Annotated in this window: 23 protein-coding genes and 2 tRNA genes; 9 read left to right on the forward strand and 16 right to left on the reverse strand. The window is 69.2% G+C overall.

All coding sequences use genetic code 11. The features are described 5' to 3' along the window. Positions 1-16: 16 nt before the first annotated feature. Genes EYR15_RS02460 through EYR15_RS02475 form a run of 4 tightly spaced genes read right to left on the reverse strand, consistent with a single transcriptional unit; the run spans position 17 to position 2,710 of the window. Positions 17-1,237, reverse strand: a complete 1,221-nt coding sequence (locus EYR15_RS02460) for a CCA tRNA nucleotidyltransferase (RefSeq protein WP_131001277.1) — start codon at positions 1,235-1,237, stop codon at positions 17-19. After that, positions 1,234-1,509 (reverse strand): DUF6111 family protein, encoded by a 276-nt coding sequence (locus tag EYR15_RS02465; RefSeq protein ID WP_131001278.1) that lies wholly within the window; start codon positions 1,507-1,509, stop codon positions 1,234-1,236. Before EYR15_RS02465 ends, EYR15_RS02460 begins: the two co-directional genes overlap by 4 nt. After that, a complete protein-coding gene (locus EYR15_RS02470) occupies positions 1,506-2,138 on the reverse strand; it encodes a CoA pyrophosphatase (RefSeq protein ID WP_205741565.1) in 633 nt (210 codons plus the stop codon). The genes EYR15_RS02465 and EYR15_RS02470 overlap by 4 nt, the downstream gene beginning before the upstream one ends. Then, positions 2,135-2,710 (reverse strand): DUF1285 domain-containing protein, encoded by a 576-nt coding sequence (locus tag EYR15_RS02475; RefSeq protein ID WP_131001280.1) that lies wholly within the window; start codon positions 2,708-2,710, stop codon positions 2,135-2,137. Before EYR15_RS02475 ends, EYR15_RS02470 begins: the two co-directional genes overlap by 4 nt. Positions 2,711-2,930: 220 nt before the next feature. Between EYR15_RS02475 and EYR15_RS02480 the strand changes: the two genes are divergently transcribed. The 7 genes from EYR15_RS02480 (at position 2,931) to EYR15_RS02510 (ending at position 10,931) form a co-directional block, all read left to right on the forward strand. After that, complete coding sequence (locus EYR15_RS02480) at positions 2,931-3,935, forward strand: AAA family ATPase (protein WP_131001281.1); 1,005 nt, start codon at positions 2,931-2,933, stop codon at positions 3,933-3,935. 5 nt (positions 3,936-3,940) lie between these two features. Beyond that, positions 3,941-4,852 (forward strand): DUF58 domain-containing protein, encoded by a 912-nt coding sequence (locus EYR15_RS02485; RefSeq protein WP_131001282.1) that lies wholly within the window; start codon positions 3,941-3,943, stop codon positions 4,850-4,852. After that, positions 4,849-7,662: a DUF4159 domain-containing protein gene (locus EYR15_RS02490; RefSeq protein ID WP_131001283.1), complete on the forward strand. Its 2,814-nt coding sequence runs from the start codon at positions 4,849-4,851 to the stop codon at positions 7,660-7,662. Before EYR15_RS02485 ends, EYR15_RS02490 begins: the two co-directional genes overlap by 4 nt. A 13-nt stretch (positions 7,663-7,675) precedes the next feature. Beyond that, the gene (locus EYR15_RS02495; RefSeq protein WP_131001284.1) at positions 7,676-9,748 is read left to right on the forward strand and encodes a hypothetical protein; all 2,073 of its coding nucleotides are present in this window, start codon (positions 7,676-7,678) and stop codon (positions 9,746-9,748) included. Positions 9,749-9,771: 23 nt separating this feature from the next. After that, the gene (locus EYR15_RS02500) at positions 9,772-10,443 is read left to right on the forward strand and encodes a MarC family protein (protein ID WP_131001285.1); all 672 of its coding nucleotides are present in this window, start codon (positions 9,772-9,774) and stop codon (positions 10,441-10,443) included. A gap of 29 nt (positions 10,444-10,472) precedes the next feature. Then, complete coding sequence (locus EYR15_RS02505) at positions 10,473-10,784, forward strand: hypothetical protein (protein WP_131001286.1); 312 nt, start codon at positions 10,473-10,475, stop codon at positions 10,782-10,784. 71 nt (positions 10,785-10,855) lie between these two features. Beyond that, positions 10,856-10,931 (forward strand) — tRNA-Lys (locus EYR15_RS02510). Between the two features lie 23 nt (positions 10,932-10,954). On the opposite strand, the gene EYR15_RS16935 is transcribed toward EYR15_RS02510, so the two are convergent. From EYR15_RS16935 to coaD, 10 genes are all read right to left on the reverse strand, one after another. Then, positions 10,955-11,110 (reverse strand): hypothetical protein, encoded by a 156-nt coding sequence (locus EYR15_RS16935; RefSeq protein WP_165455402.1) that lies wholly within the window; start codon positions 11,108-11,110, stop codon positions 10,955-10,957. 131 nt (positions 11,111-11,241) lie between these two features. Further along, positions 11,242-11,427: a hypothetical protein gene (locus EYR15_RS02515; RefSeq protein ID WP_131001287.1), complete on the reverse strand. Its 186-nt coding sequence runs from the start codon at positions 11,425-11,427 to the stop codon at positions 11,242-11,244. A 55-nt stretch (positions 11,428-11,482) separates the two neighbouring features. Further along, positions 11,483-11,971, reverse strand: a complete 489-nt coding sequence (locus EYR15_RS02520; protein ID WP_131001288.1) for a pyridoxamine 5'-phosphate oxidase family protein — start codon at positions 11,969-11,971, stop codon at positions 11,483-11,485. A 101-nt stretch (positions 11,972-12,072) separates the two neighbouring features. Further along, positions 12,073-13,422, reverse strand: coding sequence for an HlyD family type I secretion periplasmic adaptor subunit (locus EYR15_RS02525; RefSeq protein WP_131001289.1), 1,350 nt, complete (start codon positions 13,420-13,422; stop codon positions 12,073-12,075). Then, entirely contained in the window at positions 13,419-15,167 is a 1,749-nt protein-coding gene (locus EYR15_RS02530; protein ID WP_131001290.1) for a type I secretion system permease/ATPase, read from the reverse strand. The genes EYR15_RS02525 and EYR15_RS02530 overlap by 4 nt, the downstream gene beginning before the upstream one ends. Positions 15,168-15,317: 150 nt before the next feature. Then, positions 15,318-16,436, reverse strand: coding sequence for a tRNA guanosine(34) transglycosylase Tgt (gene tgt / locus EYR15_RS02535; RefSeq protein WP_131001601.1), 1,119 nt, complete (start codon positions 16,434-16,436; stop codon positions 15,318-15,320). After that, positions 16,433-17,518, reverse strand: coding sequence for a tRNA preQ1(34) S-adenosylmethionine ribosyltransferase-isomerase QueA (gene queA, locus EYR15_RS02540; RefSeq protein ID WP_131001291.1), 1,086 nt, complete (start codon positions 17,516-17,518; stop codon positions 16,433-16,435). Before queA ends, tgt begins: the two co-directional genes overlap by 4 nt. Positions 17,519-17,559: 41 nt before the next feature. Then, a complete protein-coding gene (locus EYR15_RS02545) occupies positions 17,560-18,021 on the reverse strand; it encodes a peptidylprolyl isomerase (protein ID WP_131001292.1) in 462 nt (153 codons plus the stop codon). Between the two features lie 32 nt (positions 18,022-18,053). Further along, on the reverse strand, positions 18,054-18,602 hold the full coding sequence (locus EYR15_RS02550; protein WP_131001602.1) for a peptidylprolyl isomerase: 549 nt from the start codon (positions 18,600-18,602) through the stop codon (positions 18,054-18,056). A 46-nt stretch (positions 18,603-18,648) separates the two neighbouring features. After that, positions 18,649-19,143, reverse strand: a complete 495-nt coding sequence (gene coaD / locus EYR15_RS02555) for a pantetheine-phosphate adenylyltransferase (RefSeq protein ID WP_131001293.1) — start codon at positions 19,141-19,143, stop codon at positions 18,649-18,651. Positions 19,144-19,301: 158 nt separating this feature from the next. Here coaD and EYR15_RS02560 point away from each other — a divergent pair, with 158 nt between their 5' ends. Both EYR15_RS02560 and EYR15_RS02565 read left to right on the forward strand, forming a co-directional pair. After that, complete coding sequence (locus EYR15_RS02560) at positions 19,302-19,523, forward strand: dodecin (protein ID WP_131001294.1); 222 nt, start codon at positions 19,302-19,304, stop codon at positions 19,521-19,523. 77 nt (positions 19,524-19,600) lie between these two features. Next, positions 19,601-19,921: a DMT family transporter gene (locus EYR15_RS02565; RefSeq protein ID WP_131001295.1), complete on the forward strand. Its 321-nt coding sequence runs from the start codon at positions 19,601-19,603 to the stop codon at positions 19,919-19,921. A gap of 244 nt (positions 19,922-20,165) precedes the next feature. On the opposite strand, the gene EYR15_RS16940 is transcribed toward EYR15_RS02565, so the two are convergent. Continuing rightward, a tRNA-OTHER gene (locus tag EYR15_RS16940) sits at positions 20,166-20,240 on the reverse strand. An 89-nt stretch (positions 20,241-20,329) separates the two neighbouring features. Continuing rightward, a complete protein-coding gene (gyrA, locus tag EYR15_RS02570; protein WP_131001296.1) occupies positions 20,330-23,056 on the reverse strand; it encodes a DNA gyrase subunit A in 2,727 nt (908 codons plus the stop codon). Positions 23,057-23,111 lie beyond the last annotated feature (55 nt).

Below are 23,111 nucleotides of genomic sequence, written 5' to 3' on the forward strand. Positions count from 1 at the left end.
GCTCGACGTTCTGTTGCTAAGACTTGCGCGTGTTTTCCAGGATAGCTTCCACGATTCTCGCTGCGTCCTCCGGAAACCCCGCCTCAACCCACGCGGCCTCCGCAGCCTTCAGCGCCCGCCCGAGCGCTGGGCCCTCCAGCCCGCGCGCCTTGAAGTCCGCAGCCGTCAGCGGGAATGTTGGCGGCGTCCAGCGGTCCGGCAGCGTGATCAGCGCCGACCAATCCTCATCCCGCGCATCGACCGCCGCCAGCCGGGCGCGGTCGCGATAGGCGCTCTCGCCCAGCCAGTAGAGTGCGCGCCTGGCGGCGTCCTCGCCATCCGCGGGGGACAAGGCCGGCGTAACGTCCGCGATCGCCTCGAGCCGCTTCGATTCCACGTTCGAGAGCCGCAGCCGCGCTTTCAGCCGCGCGGCGTCCTCGCTGGTGAACTGCAGCAGCGCGGCGAGCCGCAGCAACGCGTCCGGGCGGTCGGCGTCCCGATCCACGAACCGGGCCAAGCGCGACAGGCGCGGGGCTCCGCCCGTCAGCGGCGCCAGAAGTCCCGCTTGCGCCATGGCGGCGACCGTCTCGGCAGCGCGCGGCGCGACGAGAAGTTTCAGGAGTTCGGCGCGCACGCGCTCGCCTGAAAGCCGCAAGAGCCCGTCACGCTCCGCGATCGTCGCCGCGAAGCCTGCCTCGTCCAATGGCCCACGGGCGAAGCGGGCGTGGAAGCGGAAGAAGCGCAGCGTGCGCAGATAGTCTTCGCGGATGCGCTCCCGCGCGTCGCCGATGAAGCGTACGCGCCCGGCGGCGAGATCCTCGAGGCCGCCGACATGATCGTGGACGATTCCGTCGCCGTCGAGCGTGAGCCCGTTGATCGTGAGGTCGCGGCGGCGCGCGTCCTGCGCCCAGTCACGCGTGAAGGACACGACCGCGCGGCGACCATCGGTCTCGACGTCGCGCCGCAGCGTCGTCACCTCGAAGGGCTTGCCCTCAATCACCACCGTCACGGTGCCGTGCTCGATGCCGGTCGGCACGGGCTTCCAGCCGTTCGCCTTGGCGCGGGCGATGACGGTCTCCGGAACCGCCGTGGTGGCGATGTCGATGTCGCCGCGCGCGAGACCGAGCATCGCGTCGCGCACCGCGCCGCCATTGACGCGGGCTTCTTCGCCATCCGAATCCAGCGCCGCAAGTAGCGCCGCGAGCGGCGTCTCGCGGAGCCAGCCGGCGTCCGGAACCCGCGCGGTCGCCTCGCTCATTTCGAGTCCGGCTCGACGATCCGTCCGGGCACGAAGACGCCGTTTTCGGTGTGCGCGGGGACGTAGAGCGCGCGCGTCGAGCCGCCGGTCGTCAGCGCGAGGATCGCGAGACTTGCCAGAGTGACGGCGGTTCCGGCGGCGACCAGCCAGACGAGCGGAACGCCGCGCCAACGTTCGGGCGCGCGCCAGCCCTTGCCCGTCAACCAGAGGAAGATCGCGTAGCCGAAGAACGGCAGCAGGAAGAGCAGAGCTTGGAACGCGATGCGGCTCATGGCCCGTAGAGCCGATCGTAAAGGTTCTTCACCATGCCCGCTGTCACGCCCCAGATGTTCCGCTCGCCCCACGGCATATGGTGCACGGAGCGCACGCCGCCGCGCCATTCGCGGGATTCGATCAGGTGGTTCTCCTCGCTCATCAGATGCGCGAAGGGAACCTCGAACGCGTCCGCGACTTCGCCCGGCGACAGCGTCAGCCGGTAAGAGGGGTCGATCTCGGCGACGACGCCGATGATGCCGAAGCCGGAATAGGTGACGTAAGGGTCGAGATAGCCGATCGGCCGGACCAGCGCCGGGTCGAGCCCGACCTCCTCTTCCGCCTCGCGCAGCGCGGTGGCGAGCGGCGATGGATCGCCGGGATCGCGCTTGCCGCCGGGAAACGAGACCTGTCCGGCGTGGACCCGCAGGTCGTTCGCGCGCTGCGTGAAGAGCAGCGCCGGCTCCGGCCGCGCGATGATTCCGACTAGCACCGCGGCCGCCCGCGGAATGTGCCCGGGGTCCAGCATCTCGCGTTCGCCGACGACCACCGTCTCCGGATCGTCGGGGTCCGGCGCGTGACGAAGCAGCCGCTCCGCCGCGCGGGCGCGAAGATCATCCAGCGAGAAGGCGGCGAGGTCGGTGGTCACGCAGCCTCGCTCATGTCGAAGAACACGCCGCCGGCCCATACGCCCAGTCGCCCGTCCTTCTCCTCCGCAAGCTCCACCAGGTCGTAGACCGCGGATCGCGCCAGCAGCGCCCACAGGCCGCCGCGAACCAGCACGTAAGGCTTGAAGCCGCCGTCGGCCGCTTGTCCGAACTTCAGCGGATGCTTGGGGCCGGCGTCCACGGTCTCGTCAACATTGGTCCGGAAGCGGATGATGCGGCCGCCCCCCTCCCCTTCGCTCGCCATCTCGACCGCGAGGAACGGCGCGTCCTCGACCTCGATCGAAAGCTTTTCGGCCGGCGTCACCAGAACGAAGCCTTCCGGGTCGCGCCGCAGCACGGTCGAGAACAGCTTGATGAGCGCGGGGCGCTGGATCGCCGAGCCCTGGTAGAGCCATACGCCGTCGGCCTTGATGACAAGGTCGAGCGCGCCGCAATGCGAGGGATTCCAGTTCTCCACCGGCGCCGGTCCGCGCGAAGAGGCCTCGCGGGCGGCCTCCGCCAACGCCTGCATCCGCGCGGAAGAGTCGGCTGTAGGAGAGTTCAGGTCGGTCATCAATATTCGCTCGACGCTCCCCGTGGGCCGCTCATGGCCTCGATATCGCCGGGTTCTTGGTCGCCCGTGCGTCGATCGACAATCTATGGCTCTCGGTCGTCAGGGGTAAGGCCTCGGGCCGAGATCAAGAACGTCGACGCGGCCTTGCGAGATCGCCGGTTGCAAATGAACCCATACGGTCGTCCGATGGGCGGGTCACGAGAGCTGAGGAGCCGACACGATGAGCCAGGCTGAAGGCGCGACGGATCTCGACGCGGCCATCGTGCGCGGCGCGGAAGCGATCGGCGGGCAGATCGCCGCCGCGCGCTCGGCGATCGGCGAGGTGATCTTCGGCCAGGAAAGCGTCGTCGACCACGCGCTGCTCACCGTGCTCTGCGGCGGCCATGCGCTGCTCGTCGGCGTGCCCGGCCTCGCCAAGACCAAGCTCGTCGAGGCGATGGGCACGGTGCTCGGCCTCGACGCCCGCCGCGTTCAGTTCACGCCGGACCTGATGCCATCCGACATCCTCGGGTCCGAGGTGCTGGAGGAAGACAGCCACGGCAAGCGCTCGTTCCGCTTCCTGCGCGGGCCGGTGTTCGCCCAGCTGCTGATGGCCGACGAGATCAACCGTGCCAGCCCGCGCACGCAATCCGCGCTGCTTCAGGCGATGCAGGAATATCATGTCACCGTCGCCGGCGCCCGCCACGACCTGCCGCGGCCGTTCCACGTGCTCGCGACCCAGAACCCTCTGGAGCAGGAGGGCACCTATCCCCTGCCCGAGGCGCAGCTCGACCGATTCCTGCTGCAGATCGACGTCGACTATCCCTCGCGGGACGCCGAGCGCCGCATCCTGCTCGCGACCACCGGCGCGGAAGAGGCCAAGCCCCGGCAGGCGCTGTCCACCGACGATCTCATGAGCGCGCAGCGGCTGGTGCGGCGGCTGCCCGTCGGCGAGAGCGTCGTCGAGGCGATCCTCGATCTCGTGCGCTCCGCCCGGCCGGAGACCGCGGAGAAGCCGCTTGCCGAGCAGATCGCCTGGGGGCCGGGCCCCCGCGCCAGCCAGGCGCTGATGCTGGCCGTGCGTGCCCGGGCGCTGCTCGACGGCCGCTTCGCGCCATCGATCGACGACGTCGCGGCGCTCGCCGGCCCCGTCCTGAAGCACCGCATGGCGCTGACCTTCTCGGCCCGCAGCGACGGCCAGAGCCTCGAGGGCGTCATCGCCAAGCTCGTCGGCCGGCTCGGCTGACAGGCATGGCGGTTCGTGCGGAGATCGTCAGTCCGGAGACCTCGCGCGTCGGCGTGCGGCACGAGAACGCGGCGCTTGATCTCGCAGAAGCGCTGCCCCGGCTCGTGGTCGCAGCGCGCCGCGCCTCGGCCACCGTCGCGCATGGCCTGCACGGCCGTAGGCGATCGGGCGTCGGCGAAAACTTCTGGCAATTCCGCCGCTTCGGGCAGGGCGACCCGGTCGGCCGCATCGACTGGCGCCGCTCGGCGCGCGACGACCATGTCTATATCCGCGAGCAGGAATGGGAGGCCGCGCACACGGTCTGGCTCTGGATCGACCGCTCGCGCGGCATGTCGTTCCAGTCGAGCCTCGCGCCCGTCGCCAAGGTCGAGCGCGCCGTGGTGCTTGGCTTGGCGCTCGGCGATCTTCTGGTGCGGGGCGGTGAGCGCGTGGGCCTGCTCGGACTCGGCCGTCCGACCGCAAGCCGCGACGCTATCGAGAAACTGGCGCAAACGCTCAGCCATGCGGGAGAAAGCAACGACCATCTGCCGCCGCCGGGCAGCCCGATCGCGCGTCGCGCCGAAGCTGTCCTGATCGGCGATCTTCTAGCGCCGGAGGCGGACATCGCCGCGGCGGTTGGCCGGCTTTCCGGCGAAGGCGGCCGCGGCCATCTGATCATGATCGCCGACCCCGCCGAGGAGACCTTCCCCTTCGCCGGCCGCACCGAATTCGTCGATCCCGACGGCTCCCTGCGCCTTGTCGCAGGCCGCGCGGAGGACTGGCGGACGGGCTACGCCGAACGGCTCACGCGCCACCGCGCTTCTGTCGCCGAGATCGCGCGCCGCCACGGCTGGAGCTTCACCATCCACCGCACCGACCGCCCTGCGACCGAGCCGCTGCTTGCCGTCCATGTCAGGCTGCAGGAGGCCGGAGCGTGAGCGCGCTTCCGCTCGCCTTCCTCAGCCCCTGGATGCTGCTCGCGCTGCTCGCGCTGCCGGCGCTCTGGCTGCTGCTCAGGGTGACGCCGCCGCGTCCGCGCAAGGTCGATTTCCCGCCGCTCCGGCTGCTGCTCGACGTCGTCGCCAAGCGCGAGACGCCGGTCTCCACGCCGTGGTGGCTGCTGCTGCTCCGGCTCGCGATTGCCGCGCTCGTCATCTTCGCGCTGGCGAAGCCGATCTGGAACCTGAGCGAGGGCGCGACCGGGAGCGGCCCGCTTCTGGTGGTGATCGACAACGGCTTCGGCGCGGCGCCCGACTGGTCGGAACGGCTCGCGGCGGCGGAGGCCGCCATCACGACCGCCGGCGATGGAGACCGGCCGGTCGCGCTTGCCGCCACCGCCGACCAGCCGCGGGACCTCGGGCTCTCCACGGCGAGCAAAGCGCTCGACCGGCTGCGCGTGCTGCAGCCCGAACCGTTTACGCCCGATCGCGCGTCGATTCTTCCCGCGATCCGCAAGCTGCTCGAATCCGCCGCAGGCGCGGAAGCGCTCTGGATATCCGACGGCCTCGAAAACGGGGGCGGCCGCGCCTTCGCGGAGGGCCTGAAGGCCGCGCTCGGCGACCACCGTTTGGTGGTGCGCGTGGATCCCACATCCTCCGCCCGCGGGCTCGCCGCCGCCGAGAACCAGCCCGCCGCGATGACCGCGAAGGCGCTTCGGGCCGAGGCCTCCGGACCCGAACCCATCACCGTGCGCGCATCGGACCTTCGCGGCCGGCCGCTCGGCGAGGCGCAGGCGCGCTTCGAGACCGGCGCCCGGGAGGCGGTCGCGAGCTTCGACATGCCGGTCGAACTGCGCAACGACGTCGCCCGGCTCGAAGTCGTCGGGGCCAAGTCGGCCGGCGCAGTCCAGGTCCTCGACCAGCGCTCCAAGCGGCGCTCCGTCGGCCTCGTCACCGGCGCGACGTCTGATGTCGCCCAGCCGCTGCTGTCGCCGACCTATTACGTCGCGCGGGCGCTAAAACCCTTCGCTGATGTCCGCGAGGCGCGCGGACAAGGCCCGAACCAGGCCGTCGAGGCGTTCATCGCAGAAAAGCTTCCGGCGATCGTACTGGCCGATGTCGGCGCACTGACGCCCGAGACCCACGACGCGCTCGCTGCGTGGGTCCGGAACGGCGGCGTGCTGATCCGCTTCGCGGGCCCTCGCCTCGCCGCAGCGCCGGAGGACGATCTTTCGCCGGTCAGGCTTCGGCAGGGCGGACGTATTCTCGGCGGCGCGCTCGCCTGGGAGACGCCGCAGCCGCTCGCGAGCTTTTCCCCGAACGGCCCGTTCGCGCCGCTCGCCGTGCCGAAGGACGTCACCGTCTCCCGGCAGGTGCTAGCCGAGCCCGACGCGGATCTGCCGGACCGCGTCTGGGCGACGCTTGGCGACGGCACGCCGCTCGTGACCGGCGTGCGCGAGGGCAAGGGCCTCTCGGCGCTGTTCCACGTCACCGCCGACACGCGATGGTCGAACCTGCCGCTCTCCGGAGCCTTCGTGGACATGCTCCGCCGGATCGTCGACCTCGCGGGATCGAACCCTCCTGCAAGGACCGAAAGCGCAGCGAACGCGCCGCAACCCGCGCAGGCCGCCGCCATGCTGTCGCCGACGCGCACGCTCGACGGCTTCGGCGCCTTCCGCAATCCACCGCCGACTGCGCGTCCCGCGCCCGCCGAAGGCCGGCCGGCGGCGACCGCCGACAATCCGCCGGGCTTTTACGGCCCGCTCGACGCCGGGGTCGCGCTGAACGCGCTGGCCCCCGACGCCGTGCTCGCCCGCGTCGATCTCTCCGGGCTGGACGTCGGAACCGCGCCGCTCGCCGTCAGCGAGCCGACGTCGGTCGCGCCGTGGCTACTCACGTTGGCCACGATCGCGGCGATCGCCGACAGCCTGGCGGTCTTCATCCTCGGCGGCGGCATGGCGCTGCTTGGCCGTCGACGCGCGACGACCGCCGGTCTGCTGTTCGCGGGCGGGATCGGCCTCGCCTTCGCGCTCTCCGCGCCGGCCTTCGCGCAGACGCCGCCGAAGGACACGTTCGACGAGCGCTTCGCACTCGAAGCGACGCTCTCCACGCGGCTCGCTTATGTCGTTACCGGCGATTTCGAGGTCGACCGGCTGAGCAAGGCCGGCCTCGAAGGCCTCAGCCAGACGCTCGGCGAGCGCACGGCGCTGGAGCCCGGCGCACCGATGGCGGTCGATCCGGCGAAGGACGAGCTGTCGTTCTTCCCGCTGCTCTACTGGCCGGTGGTCGACGGGCAGCCGACCCCGACGCCGGCGACGCTCGCGCGCATCGACGCCTATATGAAGCAGGGCGGCGCGATCCTGTTCGACACGCGCGACGCGCTGACCGCCACGCCCGGCGCGCAGAACGAGACGCTCAAGCGCCTGCTCGCCGGTCTCGACGTGCCGGCGCTCGAAAAGGCGCCGCCGGACCATGTGCTGACGAAGGCCTTCTACCTGCTGAACGATTTTCCCGGGCGCTATGCAGACAGCCCGCTTTGGGTCGAGGCGCTGCCGCCCGCCGAAGACGGCGAGGAGCGCCCGGCGCGCGCGGGCGACGGCGTCTCGCCCGTGATGATCACCGGCGCAGACCTCGCCGCCGCCTGGGCGGTGGGCGCCGACGGCATGCCGCTGCTGCCGACCTCAGGCGACGAACGCCAGCGCGAGATGGCCTACCGGGTCGGCGTCAACATCGTGATGTACACGCTGACCGGGAACTACAAGGCGGACCAGGTGCACGTGCCAGCGCTGCTCGAAAGGCTCGGGCAGTGAAAGCGTATTCCGCATGAACCTCGACCTCGCCTTCGCGCCGCTCATTCCGCTCGCCGCGCTGATCGCGTTGACGCTCGCGGGCCTCGCCGTCGCGGCGCTGTGCGTGTTTGGGCGCACTCGCGGGGCGTGGCTGCGCGCAGGGGCGATCGCCTGCCTGCTGCTCGCGCTCGCAAACCCCTCCTTCACCCGCGAGGATCGCGAGCCGCTCAGGAGCGTGCTGCCGGTCGTGGTGGACCGCTCGGGCAGCCAGACGCTCGACGGCCGCAAGGAGCAGACCGACGAGGTCCGCCGCCAGCTCGAGGTGCGGCTCCAGGGGTTGCCGAATACCGACATCCGCTGGATCGAGGCCGGCCAGGACGCTCAGGCGAGCGACGGCACCGAACTGTTCTCGGCGCTCCGCGACGGCGTCGCCGATGTGCCGCCGGAACGCCTCGCCGGCGCGCTGTTCGTGACCGACGGCGTCGTCCACGACGCGCCGCCGGACGCCAAGGCGCTCGGCTTCTCCGCGCCGATCCACGCGCTGATCACCGGTCGGCCGGACGAGAGGGACCGGCGCGTGGCGCTGACGCTCGCGCCCCGCTTCGGCATCGTCGGGCAATCGCAGCGCATCAGTTTTCGCGTCGAGGAGACCGGCAAGGGGCTCGGCCGCCCCGTACCGGTGATCGTGCGGCGCGACGGCGAGGAGATCGAGCGGCTCGACGTCAATCCCGGCGAGATCGCGAGCGTCGATGCGCCGATCGCCCATGCCGGCGTGAACTTCGTCGAGATCGAGGCCGAGGACGCCGGCAACGAGATCACGACCGTCAACAACCGCGCCGTGCTGCCGATCGACGGCGTGCGCGAGAAGCTGCGCGTGCTGCTGGTCTCGGGCGAGCCGCACGCCGGCGAGCGCACCTGGCGCAATCTGCTGAAGGCCGACGCCAGCGTCGACCTCGTGCATTTCACCATTCTCCGTCCGCCGGAGAAGCAGGACGGCACGCCGATCAACGAGCTCTCGCTGATCGCGTTTCCGACCAGAGAGCTGTTCGCGCAGAAGATCGACGAGTTCGACCTCATTATCTTCGACCGCTACGCCCGACAGGGCATCCTGCCGATCGTCTATTTCGACAACATCGCCCGCTATGTCCGCAACGGCGGCGCGGTGCTGGTGGCCGGCGGTCCTGATTACTCCGAGCCGGGCTCGCTCTATGAGACGCCGCTGGCGCAGGTGCTTCCCGCCGAGCCCATGGGCGGCGTGGTGGAGAGCCCGTTCCGGCCGGAACTCTCGGCGGTCGGCCGCAAGCATCCGGTGACGCGCGGCCTGCCGGGCTCGCAGACCAATCCGCCGAGCTGGGCGCCGTGGTTCCGCATGGTCGATTCTCGGCTCCGCGAGGGCGATGCGGTAATGAACGGGCCGGACGAGCGGCCTCTGCTCGTGCTCGCGCGCGAAGAAAAGGGCCGCGTCGCGTTGCTGCTCTCGGACCACGCCTGGCTGTGGGCGCGCGGCTTCGACGGCGGCGGCCCGCATGTCGACCTGCTGCGCCGCCTGTCGCACTGGCTGATGAAGGAGCCCGACCTCGAAGAGGAGGCGCTCCGCGCCCGCGCGCAAGGCAAGTCCGTGACGATCGAGCGCCAGACGCTGAAGGACGACGCCTCGCCCGTGCAGGTGACGCTGCCGAGCGGCGCGACGCGCACCGTCACGCTCGTACAGGCCGAGCCCGGCCTGTGGCGCGGCGTGCTGGAGACGCCCGAGCTTGGCCTGCACCGCGCCGAGGATGGCGCGTTCACGACGCTCGTCAATGTCGGGCCGGCCAATCCGCGCGAGCTCAGCGAGGCGGTGAGCACGGAAGCGCGCATGCGCGGCGTCGCGGAAGGCTCCGGCGGCTCGGTCCGCCGCGTGACGCCGACGCCCGGGGCTCTCGACGTCCCCCGCATCGTCGCGGTAAGCGAAGGGGCCAGGGCGTCCGGCGCGGACTGGATCGGCGTGCGGGCTGCGGAGGCGAGCGTGGTGCGCGGCCTCGGCGTGCTGCCGATCTTCTCGGGCCTTCTGGGTCTTCTTCTGCTCGTCGGCGTGTTCGCCCTGACTTGGGCGCGCGAAGGCCGGTAAGCCGGACATCGAAGGAGGACAGCTTGGGCTGGTGGTTCGACATCCTCCAGAGCTTCCTGCTCGCGGCCTCAGCGCTGGTGTCGATCGTCAACCCGATGGGCGGAGCGCTTATCTTCGCGCAGCTCACCGGCGATCGGACGCATGGCGAACGCATCGTGCTGGCGCGGCGCATCGGCGTCTATTCCGCCGTCGTCATGCTTTCAGCGTTGTGGATCGGCTCCTACCTGCTCGCCTTCTTCGGCATCACAATCCCCGCCCTGCGGATCGCCGGAGGGCTCGTGGTCGCGACCAGCGGATGGCGGCTGCTATCTGCGTCCGAGCACCACGAAGACCGCAAGAAGCAACAGGCCGGCGACGGGATGAGCGAGGACGATCCGACCTTCTTCCCGCTGACCATGCCGCTGACGACCGGCCCCGGCACGATTTCGGTCGCGGTGGCGCTGGGCGCCAACCGGCCAGGCGAAGGCGCGGCGCTCGCCGCCTTTGGCCTCGGCGCCTCGCTCGCCGCGATCTCGGTCGCGATCGGGATCTGGCTCGCCTACAGCTCGGCGGACTGGATCACCAAGCTGCTCGGCCCCGGCCGCATCAGGATCATCGCGCGGCTCGCCGCCTTCATCCTGCTCTGCGTCGGCGTGCAGATCATGCTAGGCGGCGTGACCGAGGCGCTGAAGGCCATCGTGCCCGCTCGCCCTTGAGCCGCCACAGAAAGTTCTATGTTGCGCGCATGACCATCACCCGAACGCTCCTCGGAGCGCTGCTCTCCCTCATCCTCCTCGCGCATCCGAGGCCTGCCGCCGCGCGGCCCGCGCCGGCCTTCGCCGCGACTGTCCAGGCCCCCGTCCCTCAACAGGCGGAGGAGAAGGATGACGAGCGCTCGTGCCGCTCAGGCAAGAGCACGCGTCAGTTCGGCTGGAAGGTCGTCGCGTTCGGCGTCTCGACGCTCAAATACCTGATAGGACTGCTGATCATCCCGATCGGCCTTTTCCTCGTCTGCATCGGCGCGGTGCTCGAAGCCGTCGAGTGGGTCGCGTGCTGAAACGCGACGCCGCGACGCGCTCGCCTTCGCGCCGCGTCGATGCTAAACGAACGTCGCCCGCCTGAGGCCGGGAGCGCGTAGCTCAGCTGGTAGAGCAACGGACTTTTAATCTGTAGGTCCTGGGTTCGAGTCCCAGCGCGCTCACCAACATCTCGGGGAACACTGCCGCCTCAGAAGAGGCTCATCACGCCCCAGATGATGAGGCCCCAGAGCACGGACGAGATCAACGCGCCGATCGCGAAGCCCCGCGCGAAACTTCGCTTTGGGGGCCCCGCGACCTCCGCCGTTCCCGAAAGAAGCGCGTCCTGCGTCGACGAGATGTTCATGATCGCCCCCGGTATAGGCGAAGGCTATCCCGGGGCTCAGCGCCGCATCTATAGATACAATTGCTTACGCGGCTCATGAAACCGGAAGTTGAGGCTGGCGATGCGCGTCTTGCGCCACATGCTTCCGCCACTCACATCGGCGGCTCGATCGTCGGCCCCAAAGGCGGCGATTGCGGTTCATCGATCGATGGCTCGATCGCCGGCTCCGGGTTCGGCACGATATCGGGATCGCGGACCGGAACTTCGTCGGGTCCCGAAGGCGGCCTGACCGGCTCGCCGGGCTGAGGAGGATTGGGGACGTTCGGTCCGGAGTTCATGGCGATCTCCTGTTATTTGGGTGGAACTGCGCCGCGTCAGCGGCGGCGTAACCGGTCAGCCTAGCGCGACCTTGCGGTTTTCTCCGAGATCGGGCCGCTCGCCCTTGATGCGGGCGCGGGCGACCTCGAACGCGACGACGAGCGGGTTGGACGAGCCGTCCCAATACTCGGCGTCATGCGGCGTCACCTTCAGCAGGCGAATGTTCGGGTCTTCCGGGCCGTCCGGAAAGTAAGCCTTTGTCATCTCGGTGAAGCGGGCGCGGATTTCCGCGCGGTCGTCGCTGACGACCGCGGTCCCCGAGAGCGAGACATATTCGTTCGCGTTCGGCTTCGCGAAAGCGAGGCAGACGTCCGGATTGGCGGCGATCTCGTCATCCTTGTGGGCGCGAACATCGGTGAAGAAGGCGATCTCGCCAGCCTCGACATCGGCCATCGCATGCATCGGACGAGCCCGCAGAGCGCCGCCGGCCTTCGAGGTCAGCATGCACACGCGAATGTCCTGGACGAGCTCCCAGACGCGGTCGACTCCGGTGGTGGCGGCCATCGGTCACTCCCATGATTGCGGCGGTCTGAAAGAGCCGCAGCTTCGATCACTGAGAGGGAAACAGCCGGCGCGCGGGGTCGGTTCCCCCGCCGGCGTCGCGTCTACTGCTCGCGGAAGCTTTTCCGGAAGGAGTGCACGACGGGGTCAATGAAATATTCCATCGCCACCCGCTTCCTCGCCTCGACATAGGCTTCGACCGGGGTGCCCGGCTTCATCTCGTCGGGTTTGGCGTAGGCCGCGAAGGCCGCCCGGTCCACCGCGACCTGCGCGGTGTAGTAGTTTTCGCGGGTCTGCGGGTCGGTGATGATGTCGGCGGCCACCTTGACCACGCGGCCCGGAATCATCGGCATGTCGCGCATCGCGAAGGTCATGAACGACACCCGCGCCGGCTGGCCCGGCTCGATGTTGCGGATCTCCTGCGGGGTCACGCGGCCCTCGATGACGAGGTCGCCGTCGACCGGCACGATCTGAAGGATCTCGACGCCGGGGCGCACGACGCCGCCGACCGTCTTCACCTGCAGGTTCAGCACATAGCCGTTGTCGGGCGAGAGGACCTGCGTGCGCGTCAGCACGTCCGCGCCGGCCGACAAGCGGGACTGGAGCCCGGCGATTTCGGAGCGAGCCTTGGAAAGCTCCGTCGAGGTGTCGCTCAGATAGGTCGTGTCGGCGTTGCGCAGGGTGATCTGCTTCTCGACCGTCTCAATCTCCGCGCGCTTGATGTCGTAGGTCGTCGCGGAGATGTCCGTATCGAGCTCGGAAATCCGCCGCTGAAGCTCCAGGATCTGCGGCTTGCGCGCGAGCCCCTTGTCCATCAGCGTCTGCGTGTCCGCAAGCTGGACATCGACAAGCCTGCGCTGCTCGTTGGAGCCGGCGATGCGCTGGTGGGCGCCCTCGATCTGGGCCTTCAGCTTCGCGATCTGGGCCTGCAGCAGGTCCTTCTTCTCCTCCAGCGACTTCACGTTCGCCTGGAAGAGCCGACTTTGGCCCATGACGAAGGACGGAAATTCGGGGTCGTCCCCCGCGGCGGCCTGCGCCTCGGCGAAGTCCGGCTCCGGCGCGCCGGCGAGTTCGGCCACGAGGCGCGCGGCTTCCGCCTGCCGGCGGGACAACGCCCCGCGGATCTGTCCGACATTCGCCTGCGCCTGCGCGCGCTCGAGGGTCACGAGCGGCTGCCCGCGTTTCACGAAGTCGCCTTCCTTGACGAGGATGGCGCTGACGATGCCGCCCTCGTAATGGCTGACCGACTTGCGGCTCGCCTCGGGCCCGACGGTTCCGCGCACCACGGCGCCGGCGGACAACGGGGCGGTCGCGGCCCAGACGGCGAAGCCGCCCATGAAGCCGAAGATCACGACGCCGCCCGCGATGGCGACGCCGCGCAAGCGGGGAGCAAGACGCTCGGGACGCCGGCGCGGCGCCTGGTCGTCGATGATCGTGGGGAGCTCGGCCTTCATCGTGCGGCTCCCGGCATCGAACGCACTTCTGGGGACGGCGCCACGGCGACGAGCTCGCGCAGCACCTCGGTCGGGGGCCCGAGCTTCACCAGCTGCCCGTTCTGCATGACCGCGACACGGTCGGCCAGCTGCGCGAGCGCGGGCTTGTGGGTGACCATGATGACGGTCACGCCGCGCATCTTCAGGACGTTGAGGCAGTCGACAAGCGCCCGCTCGCCCTCCCCGTCCAGGCTGGCGTTCGGCTCGTCGAGCACCACGACGCGCGTTTCGCCGTAAACCGCGCGGGCAAGCGCGACGCGCTGGCGCTGGCCGCCGGAGGGCATCGCCCCGCCATTGGCGAGCATGGTGTCGTAGCCCTGCGGCAGCGAGAGGATGAGGTCATGGCAGCCGGCGAGCTTGGCGGCTTCGACCACTGCTGCGTCGTCCGGCTCGTCGAACCGGGCGATGACGTCGCGCACGCGGCCGGAGAACAATTCGGTCCCCTGAGCGAGGTAGCCGACATAGCGGCGGCGCTGATCGTCGCGCCACAGCATGATGTCGCCGCCGTCGAGCCGGACCGCGCCACGAGCCGGCTGACGGCTGCCGACGATCGTGCGGCAGAGCGTGCTCTTGCCGGAGCCGGAGGGCCCGATGAAAGCGACGCTTTCGCCCGCGCGAACGGAAAGCGAGACGCCCGCGAGGATCGGCTTGCCGCCCGGCGCGAACACCGAGACGCCATCGAGCGTCAGCCGGCCGTCGGGGGCCGGCAGCGCCATGGGTTCGTCGATCAGCGCCTCCGAAGCGCTCAGCAGTTCGCTGATGCGACGCCAGGCGAGCCGGCTCTGCTGCAGCCCACGCCAGGCGGCGATCGCCTGATCGAGCGGAGCGAGAGCGCGCGACAGCAGGATCGAGCTCGCGATCATGCCGCCCGGCGTGATGTGGCCGCCGAGCGAAAGCCACGCGCCGAGCGCGAGCGTCGCGATCTGGGCGACGACGCGCAGGAACTTGCCCGCGCCGATCATCAGCGTGCCGCTGTCGGTCGCGTCGGCGAGAATGGCGGTCGCCGCGGAATTGGCGCGGCTCGCCTTTTTCGCGAGCGGGCGGCCAAGTCCCATGGCCGAGACGGTGTCGACGTTGCGCGCGGCCTCGGCCAGGACCCTCTGCGCGTCCTGCTGCCCCTTCGAGACGCGCTCCGTCGCGGGCTTGGTGACCCGGTCGTTCAGCAGCGCAAGACCGACGATCAGGATCGAGAAGACGAGGCCGAGTAGGCCAAGATAGGGGTGGATCAGCGTGCAGCCGAGCAGGAAGAGCGGCATCCACGGCACGTCGCAAAGCGAGGGCAGAGTCGGGCCCGACAGGAACTGGCGGACCGTGCGCAGGTCGTTGAAGGGCGTGCCTTCCTGCGCGCCGCTGTGCTTCACGAGACCGCGCTCGGCGCCCATCGCCGCCGCGAAGACCGGCTCGAACAGCGTGTCCTCGATCCATTCGCCGATGCGCGAGAGCACACGCAGGCGCAACGCCTCGAGCGCCGCATAGACCGCGATGGCGGCGGCCGCGATCAGCGTCACGTAGATCAGCGTCTCGACCACGCCGCTTCTGAGCACGCGGTCATAGATCTGCATCATGTAGAGCGAGGGAACGAGGAGCAGCAGATTGATCGCGACGCTGAACACCGCGAGCAGCCCGATCGCGGGCTTCAATTCGGCCGACACGCGCTTCAGCGCAGCGGCGCCGGCCTTCCGGCCGTTCTTCTCGTCATCCGCCATCGACAACCGCCCTCGCCGTTCGCGACAGCTTCCATAGGACCGCGTCGCCGACCGCGGCAACGTCCTACAATACCGTACGTGTTCGGACGATAGACACGAAAAGCCGAACGGTTCGTCACCGCGGGACGACGACAGGCACGTTTTCGCCGGCTATTTTTCGCCTTTTTCCCAAGCTGCCGTGGTCGCCGCCGCGTAGTCCGAGAACGCTCCGGCCGCGATCGCTCGCCGGGCGCCCGCCATTAGGCTCTGATAGTAGGCCACATTCACCCAGCTCAGCAGCATCATGCCGAGGATCTCGCCGGTCTTAACGAGGTGATGAAGGTAGGCCCGCGAGTAATCGCGGGCGGCGGGGCAGTCGCTCTCCTCGTCGAGCGGACGCGGGTCGTCGGCATGGCGGGCGTTCTTGAGGTTCATCTTGCCAAAACGGGTGAAGACCTGCCCGTGCCGGCCGGCGCGCGTCGGCATCACGCAGTCGAACATATCGACGCCGCGGGCGACGCATTTCAGCAGGTCGTCCGGCGTGCCGACGCCCATCAGATAGCGCGGGCGGGCGGAGGTCAGTTCGGGGATCGTCTCCTCGATCATCGCGAGCATGGTTTCCTGCGGCTCGCCGACCGCCAGTCCGCCGACGGCGTAGCCGTCGAAGCCGAGATCGACCAGGCGGCGGGCGGACTCCTTCCGGAGGTCCGCGGAGTCGCCGCCCTGCACGATGCCGAAGAGCGCCCTGCCCTCCTGGTCGCCGAACGCGACCTTCGAACGTTCCGCCCAGTCGGCGGAGAGCAGCATGGCGCGCTCGACCTCGGCCTTCGGCGCCGGCAGGCGCACGCATTCATCGAGCTGCATCGTGACGTCGGAGCCGAGCAGACGCTGGATCTCGACCGAGCGCTCCGGCGTCAGACGATGCGTCGAGCCGTCGACATGCGAGCGGAAGGTGACGCCGTCGCGGTCGAGCTTCCTCAGCGCCGACAACGACATCACCTGGAAGCCGCCGCTGTCGGTGAGGATCGGCCGCTGCCAGCCCATGAATTTGTGCAGGCCGCCAAGCGCCGCCACCCGCTCCGCGCCCGGACGCAGCATCAGATGATAGACGTTGCCGAGCACGATGTCGGCGCCGGTCGCCCGCACCTGATCGGCATAGAGCGCCTTGACCGTCGCCGCCGTCCCGACCGGCATGAAAGCCGGCGTGCGGATTTCTCCGCGCGGGAAGACGATCTCCCCCGTGCGCGCCGCGCCATCGGTCGCGGCGATGTTGAAGGGGATGCCGCTCAGGGCGTCTTGGGCAGGAATAGACACGCGTCACCGTAGGAATAGAAGCGATAGCGTTCGGCGACCGCATGGGCGTAAGCGCGCTTGACGGTGTCGAGGCCGGCGAAGGCCGAGATCAGCATCATCAACGTCGAGCGCGGCAGGTGGAAGTTGGTCATCAGCGCATCGACGGCGCGGAAGCGATAGCCCGGCGTGATGAAGATGTCGGTGTCGCCTGCGAACGGTCTCAGCCGTCCGTCGGCGTCGGCGGCGCTCTCCAGCAGGCGTGCGGCGGTGGTTCCCACGGCGACGACGCGGCCGCCGCGCGCGCGGACGGCGTTCAGCGCGTCAGCCGTTTCGGCGTCGAGGTAGCCGGTCTCGGCGTGCATGCGGTGGTCGTCGGTGTCGTCCGCCTTCACCGGCAGGAAGGTGCCGGCGCCGACATGGAGCACCGTTTCGTGGCGGATGACGCCGCGGGCGGCGAGCGCGTCCATGAGGGTCGGCGTGAAGTGCAGGCCCGCGGTCGGCGCAGCGACGGCGCCGGCTTCGCGGGCGAACAGGGTCTGGTAGTCGGTCGCGTCGCGGTCGTCGGTGGGGCGCTTGCCCGCGATGTAAGGCGGCAGCGGCAGCTCGCCGGCTCGAGCGATCGCGATGTCGAGGTCGGGCCCAGCGAGGTCGAAAGCGATCGTGATCTCGCCCGCCTCGCCTCGGGCCTCGACGGTCGCATCCAGCCTGCCGAGCAGGCTGGTCTCGCCCGACGCCTCGCCAAGCTCGATCCTGTCGCCAAGCGCGAGCTTTTTCGCCGGACGGGCGAAGGCCAACCAGCGGCCGGCGTCGAGACGGCGGTGAAGCAAGAGCTCCACGCGCGCGAGCGCCTCGCCGCGCCGTCGGACGCCCCGCAGGCGGGCCGGAATGACCTTGGTGGCGTTCACCACCAGCGCGTCCCCGGGCTGAAGAAAGGCCGGAAGCTCGGAGACCGTGCGGTCGTCGAGCTCAGGCTCCGCTCCGGAGCGGACGACGAGCAGACGCGCGGAATCGCGCGGCGCCACGGGACGCAGCGCGATCAGCGCTTCCGGCAGGTCGAAGTCGAACAGTCCGACGTCCACGAAAGATCAGTTCCTTACGCGCACGCCGGAGCGTGGCGCCGTCAGGCGTCGGCGGCGACCTTGATGGACAGGATCTTGTCGGGGTTCTGCACGGGCTCGCCGCGCTTGACCTTGTCGATGTTCTCCATGCCCTCGACGACCTTGCCCCAGACGGAATACTGCCCGTCGAGCCACGGCGCGTCCCCGAAGCAGAAGAAGAACTGGCTGTCGGCGCTGTCCGGGTCCATCGCGCGGGCGGCGGAGACGGTGCCGCGGGTGTGCTTCTCCTTGGAGAACTCCGCCTTCAGGTGCTTGCCCGAACCGCCGCGGCCGGTGCCTTCCGGATCGCCGGTCTGCGCCATGAAGCCGTCGATGACGCGGTGGAACACGACGCCGTCGTAGAACTTCTCGCGCACCAGCTCCTTAACCCGGGCGACATGGCCCGGCGCGAGGTCGGGCCGCAGCTCGACCTTCACCGGTCCCTGCGTGGTCTCGATGAGAAGCGTGTTCTCGAGGTCGCTCATTGGAAGCTCTCCTTGAATCTTGTCTTTGGCGTTCAGCGCGGCTGGTCCACGAGGCGGACCGCCTTGACCTTGTCCGGGTCGGAGGCCATGCCGTCGCCGTCCGCCCCCTTCTTGAGCTTGTCGACGGCGTCCATGCCGGTCACGACCTCGCCCACGATGGTGTACTGGCCGTCGAGCCAGGGCGCCGGCGCGAAGCAGATGAAGAACTGGCTGTTGGCGCTGTCCGGATCGTTGGTGCGCGCCATGCCGACCGTGCCGCGCTTGAAGCTCTCCTTGGAGAACTCGGCCTTGAGGTCGGGATATTTCGAGCCGCCCTCGCCGGTGCCGGTCGGGTCGCCGGTCTGGGCCATGAAGCCCGCGATGACGCGGTGGAACGGCACGCCGTCGTAGAACTTCTCGCGCACGAGCTGGGTGATGCGCTCGACGTGACGCGGGGCGAGGTCCGGCCTTAGCCGGATCGTCACGTCGCCCTTGGTGGTCTGCAGCACGATCGTCGGGCCGGCGGGCGGCTTGCTCTGTGCGCTGGCGGCGGCCGGCGCGAGAAGAGCGAGAGCGAGCAGAAGCGCGGAAAGCGGTCTCATCATCGGCGTCTCGTCAGGCGACCTGAGGGAACAAGCGTCTTGCGCGTCATGCGCTGCGGGCGGCGAGGCGGCGCGCCACCTCCGGCGCCACGAACGCGCCGACGTCGCCGCCCATGGCCGCGATCTGCCGCACGAGAGTGGCGCTGATCGGGCGGAACGCCGGCGCGGCCGGAAGGAACACGGTCTGCAACGTCGCATCGAGCGCGGCGTTCATGCCCGCCATCTGCATTTCATAGTCGAAGTCCGCCCCGTCTCGCACCCCCCGGATCAGGATCGTGGATCCGACGGCGGCCGCAGCCTCTACGACGAGTCCCTGAAAGGAGATCACCTCGAGCGTCGCCCCCGACTTCGCCGCCAGCGGCGCGCCGCAGAGACGAAGCATCTCGATGCGCTCTTCGACCGAGAACAGCGGCGCCTTGCCGACATGGGCGCCGACGCCGACGACGACTCGGTCCGTGAGCCCAAGCGCGCGGCCGAGAATGTCGAGGTGGCCGTTCGTGACGGGGTCGAACGAGCCTGGGTAGAAGGCGATGCGCGGCATGAGGCTCCGGTCGGCTTTGAGCGCCGCCGTGCTTAGCCCGGCATTGCCGCCGCCTGCAAGCGGCGCCGGCCATCACGCCGCGACGTGATCGACATCGTGACGCCGCGCCCTATCCAAGCCTGAGGGCCGGAAAACGCCGGTCCCGCGCAGGAGATCCCATGTCCAAGCATACCTACAAGATCATCGAGATCGTCGGCTCCTCCCCCTCCTCGATCGACGACGCCATCAAGACCGCCGTCGCGGACGCCGCGAAGACCGTGCGCAACATCGGGTGGTTCGAGGTCGTGGAGACCCGCGGTCACGTCGAAGGCGGCCAGGTCGCGCACTTCCAGGTCACGCTGAAGATCGGCTTCACGCTCGACGACCCGGAAAGGATGTAGACGCGACCCGATCGCCGCTTTTCGCGAGGCCGCCGGGCTGCGCATGATCGGGCCCGACCGATTCCGAGAGAGCAGCGATGGCCTGGGCGTGTCTAGTGCTGGCGGGGATGATCGAGGTCATCTTCTCCTATGCGTTGAAGCAGTCCTACGGCTTCACGCGGCCCGTCGCTTCGGTCGCGGCGATCGTCTCCGTCTCGGCGAGCCTTGGCCTGCTGGCCTACGCCATGAGAACCCTGCCATTGGGGCTCGCTTATCTCGTCTGGACGGGCGTCGGCGGCCTCGGCGCGCTTGCGGTCGGCGCGATCGTTCTTGGCGAAGCGATGACGCCGTTGAAGGTCGTCAGCGCCGGCTTCGTGGTCGTCGGCCTGTGCGGGTTGCGCTTCGCCTCGGCCGGCTGACCGCGCGGCGTTCGAGCCGTGAACAGGCGATGAACGTCGGCTGCGGTCTGTGTTCAAGCGCGGCGGCCAGAATGCGCTCCGCCTCAGGCGTCGCTCCCCCGCCTCGAAAGGGCGACGGATCGGACACCGCCCCTCTCCGTTCCGAACGCGCATGAGGATCGCCCGGCCGCGGGGGAGCGGCCGGGCGGCGTCCCCGATCGACAAAAGAAAACGGCGCCTCCCGCGAGAGACGCCGTTTCGAATTTGGAGGCCCAGCCTGGAGTCGAACCAGGATAGGGATGCGTTCCCACATCCCGGGTAGCCGTTCCCCCACCGGGCCGTTCGCGAAGTCTGCCTGTTCCGGCAGGCCGCGCACAACGCTTAAAGAGCCTTAAGCCTAAGGCTTGCTTAAAGCCCGACGTGCGGCCGTCACTCCTCGCCGTCTTCGTCGCCGGTTTCCTCGATGTGCTCGACGGAGACGACGCGCTCGCCATCGCCCGTCTTGAACACCGTCACCCCCTGCGTCGTGCGGCCGGCGATCCTGATGTTATGAACCGGGCAACGGATGGTCTGGCCGGCGTTGGTCACCAGCATGATCTGGTCGGTTTCCTCCACCGGGAAGGAGGCTGCGAGCGGCCCGTTGCGCTCATTGGTGACCATCGCGGTGATGCCTTTGCCGCCGCGACCGGTGACGCGATACTCGAAAGACGAGGATCGCTTGCCGTAACCCTTCTCCGAGATCGTGAGGATGAGCTGCTCCGCCGCGCCCATCGCGCTGTAGCGGTCCTGACCGAGCTCGATGTCGCCGCCGTCCTCGGCCTCGGACTCCGCCTCGGCGCCGGCATTATCGGCGACATCCTCGCCTTGGCCCCGCCGCACCGCGTTCGCGAGCTTGAGATAAGCGGTGCGCTCGGCGGGGGTCGCCTCGAAACGGCGGAGGATGGAGAGCGAGATCACCCGGTCGCTCTCGGCGAGAGCGATGCCGCGCACGCCCACGCTGTCGCGGCCCTTGAAGACGCGCACATCGCCGACGCGGAAGCGGATGCACTGGCCGCCATGGGTGGTGAGCAGGACGTCGTCCTCCTCCGAGCAGATCTGCACGTCGACGATGGATTCGCCCTCGTCGAGCTTCATCGCGATCTTGCCGGCGCGGTTCACGTTGACGAAGTCGCTGAGCTTGTTGCGCCGGACGGTGCCGCCGGAGGTGGCGAACATCACGTCGTAGCGCGCCCAATCCTCCTCGTTCTCTGTCAGCGGCATGATCGTGGTGATGCGTTCGCCCTCGTCGAGCGGCAGCATGTTGATCAGCGCCTTGCCGCGGGCCTGGGGCGCGGAGAGCGGCAGCCGCCAGACCTTCACCTTGTAGACCTGACCGAGCGAGGAGAAGAACAGCACGGGGGTGTGCGTGTTCGCCACGAACAGGCGGCTGACGAAGTCCTCCTCGCGGGTCGCCATTCCCGAGCGGCCCTTGCCGCCGCGATGCTGCGACCGGTAGGTCGCGAGCGGCACGCGCTTGATGTAGCCGCCATGGGTGAAGGTGACGACCATGTCCTCGCGCTGGATGAGGTCCTCGTCCTCGAAATCGGCGTCAGATTCCAGGATCTCGGTACGGCGCGGCGTGGCGAACTGCGCCTTTGCCCAGAGCAGCTCTTCGCGCACGATGGCCTGCACCCGTTCGCGCGAACGCAGGATGTCGAGGTAGTCGGCGATCTCGGCGGCGAGCTTGTCGAGCTCCTCGCCGATTTCGTCGCGCCCGAGTGCGGTGAGGCGCTGCAGCCGCAGATCGAGGATGGCGCGGGCCTGCTCCTGCGAGAGCTTGTAAGTCCCCTCCTCCGACAGGCCGTGGCGGGGATCGTCGATCAGCGCCACCAGCGGCGCAACGTCGAGCGCCGGCCAGTCGCGCGCCATCAGCCGCTCGCGGGCGGTGGCGGGATCCGGCGCGGTGCGGATGAGGTGGATCACCTCGTCGATGTTTGCGACCGCGATCGCGAGGCCGACCAAGATGTGCGCCCGGTCGCGCGCCTTGTTCAGCCGGAACTTCGTCCGCCGGCTGATCACGTCCTCGCGGAAGGCGACGAACGCGGTCAGCATGTCCTTGAGCGTCATCAGCTCAGGGCGGCCGCCCGTGAGCGCGACCATGTTCGCGCCGAACGTCGTCTGTAGCGCGGAGTAGCGATAGAGCTGGTTCAGCACGACGTCGGCGACGGCGTCGCGCTTGAGCTCGATCACGATCCGCATGCCCTGGCGGTCGCTCTCGTCGCGCAGGTCCGAGATGCCCTCGACGCGCTTGTCGCGCACGAGGTCCGCGATGTGCTCGATCAGCCGCGCCTTGTTCACCTGATAGGGCAGCTCGGTGACGATCAGCGCCTCGCGATCCTTGCGGATCTCCTCGGTGTCGACCTTGGCGCGCATGACAACCGAGCCGCGGCCGGTGGAATAGGCCGAGCGGATGCCGCCACGGCCCAGGATGCGCCCGGCTGTCGGGAAATCCGGCCCTGGGACGATCTCGAGCAACTGCTCGAGCTCCATCTCCGGCGTCTCGATCAGCGCCACGCAGGCGTCGACGACCTCGCCGAGATTGTGCGGCGGGATGTTGGTCGCCATGCCGACCGCGATGCCGCCGGCGCCGTTGACGAGCAGGTTGGGGAACTTGGCGGGAAGGACCGTCGGCTCCCGCTCGGAGCCGTCATAGTTGTCCTGGAAGTCGACGGTGTCCTCGTCGATGTCGGCGAGCAGCGCCATCGCGGGCTTGGCGAGCCGGATCTCGGTGTACCGCATCGCCGCGGGGGGATCGCCGTCGACCGAGCCGAAATTGCCCTGCCCGTCCGCGAGCATGAGGCGCATCGAGAACGGCTGCGCCATGCGCACCAGCGCGTCGTAGATCGATTGGTCGCCGTGCGGGTGGTACTTACCGATGACGTCGCCGACCACGCGGGCGGACTTGCGATAGGGCCGATCCGGGAAATAGCCGTTCTCGTTCATCGAGAACAGGATCCGGCGATGCACCGGCTTCAGCCCGTCGCGCACATCCGGCAGAGCGCGCGATACGATCACGCTCATCGCGTAATCGAGATAAGACCGCCGCATTTCGTCGGCGATCGAGACGGGGCGCACGTCGGACGGGTCGCCCGACGTCGGATCGATAGGATCGGCCAAGATCAAACAGCTTTCGTGTCGTGTCTTCCGCGCGGGAACCTATACGATTCCGCCT

Origin of the sequence: Hansschlegelia quercus (assembly GCF_004310425.1) — a bacterium.
Classification (GTDB): Bacteria; Pseudomonadota; Alphaproteobacteria; order Rhizobiales; family Methylopilaceae; genus Methylopila; species Methylopila quercus.